This is a genomic window from Arthrobacter sp. P1_A5, from assembly GCF_056406825.1.
Map to the genome: position 1 here is coordinate 1 of NZ_JBFTZL010000333.1, position 1,691 is coordinate 1,691.

A 1,691-nucleotide genomic window follows, 5' to 3' on the forward strand; every position below is an offset into this window, starting at 1 on the left:
GGACGGGACTGCGGACGCAGCGGCTCCGGACACAGCGGCTCCGGACACCGTAGTTCCGGACACAGGGGCGCTCATGGAATACACAACACAATCATGTCGTAATTTAGTCCGGCATTCCAGTAAGGCATGGCTTGCCTGCGGGACCGCCCCTCCGAGGGGCCGACGTACTACATCGCGTAGAATGCTGTGGTGCGATCTCCCGAATCCCCCGTTTTGACCATCAGCGGGCTTGTCAAGGATGTTGGTCCACTGCCCACCCTCGACGGCAAGATGCTGCGCGTGGTCAGCGGCCTTTCCCTCATCGCCGAACGCGGCCAAGTCACGGCCCTGCTCGGCGCCAATGGCGCGGGCAAGACCACCACCATCGAATGCGCCCAGGGGCTGCAAAAGCGCACCGCCGGCGCCATCAGCCTACTCGGCCACGATCCGGATTCGGCCGGCGCGGGCCTCCGTGCCCGGGTGGGCGTGATGCTGCAGGACGGCGGCCTGCCGCCGTCGGCCCGGCCCATCCCCCTGCTGCGGCACATCGCCGGCATGTACCAGGACCCGTGGCCGGTGGATGAACTCATCGGCCGGCTGGGCATCGACTCCTTCAGCCGCTCCAACGTGCGGCGCCTGTCCGGCGGCCAGAAACAGCGCCTCGCCCTGGCCGCGGCGCTGGTCGGCAATCCGGAGGTCCTGTTCCTCGACGAGCCCAGCGCGGGCCTCGACCCGCAGTCCCGCCAAATGGTCTTCGATCTCATCTCCGAACTGCGGAACAGCGGCATGGGCATCATCCTGACGACGCACCTGATGGACGACGCCCAGCGGCTGGCGGACTACGTCTACATCATCGACGCCGGCCGCAACGTCGCCGAGGGCACCGTCGCCCAGCTCCTGCGCCACCAGCTCCCGGCCGGCGACGCGTCGCAGCACATCCGCACCTTGTTGTTCGAAACCGAACCCGGCCTGGACTTCGCCGGCGTGCTGCCCGACGGCGTCGACGTCACCGAGGCGCGGGCCGGCAGTTACGCCGTGACCGGAGCCCTGACCCCCGCCGACCTCGCCGCGATCACCGCGTGGTGGGCCCAGCGCGGGATCATGCCCAGCTCCCTGAGCCTTGAAGCGCGCAGCCTCGAGGACGTCTTCCTGGACATCTCCGGAAGGGAGATCCGATGACCCGCGTAACTGGTGGCGCCCCGCTGGAGAGCGCACGCCGTGCCGGCGCGCCCCCCGCCGTACATGGCAGCGCCCCCGCGTCCCTGCTGCGCCGCATCCTGCTGCAGGGGCAGTACGAGACAGTCACCATGCTCAGGAACGGCGAGCAGCTGATCCTCGCGATAGTGCTGCCGCTGCTGGCCATGGTCGGCCTGACCGTGACTCCCCTGCTGGACGGACTCGGTTCGAGCCGCATCAATGTCGCCGTCCCCGGCATCCTGGCACTGTGCGCCATGTCCACAGCCTTCACCGGGCAGGGCATCTCCACCGGCTTCGACCGCCGCTACGGCGTCCTGCGCTTTCTTTCCACGACACCCCTGGGCCGCACCGGCCTGATTGCGGGGAAGGTCCTGGCCGTCCTGGCGGTGCTGTTCCTGCAGGTGCTCATCGTGACCGCCGTGGCCCTGCTGCTGGGCTGGCAGCCCAATCCCGCGGGCTGGCTGCCCGGGCTGGCCATCCTGGTGCTCGGCGCCGCCGCTTTCACGGCACTCGGG

General features: G+C 69.1%; 2 protein-coding genes. Both read left to right on the forward strand.

The window, feature by feature from the left end; translation table 11 throughout:
- The first annotated feature begins 189 nt into the window (after positions 1–189).
- Positions 190–1,158, forward strand: coding sequence for an ABC transporter ATP-binding protein (locus tag AC1D1S_RS21010; protein WP_476995432.1), 969 nt, complete (start codon positions 190–192; stop codon positions 1,156–1,158).
- Positions 1,155–1,691, forward strand: a 537-nt coding sequence (locus tag AC1D1S_RS21015; RefSeq protein WP_476995433.1) for an ABC transporter permease, incomplete at its 3' end; no start/stop codon positions are given. The genes AC1D1S_RS21010 and AC1D1S_RS21015, both read left to right, overlap by 4 nt.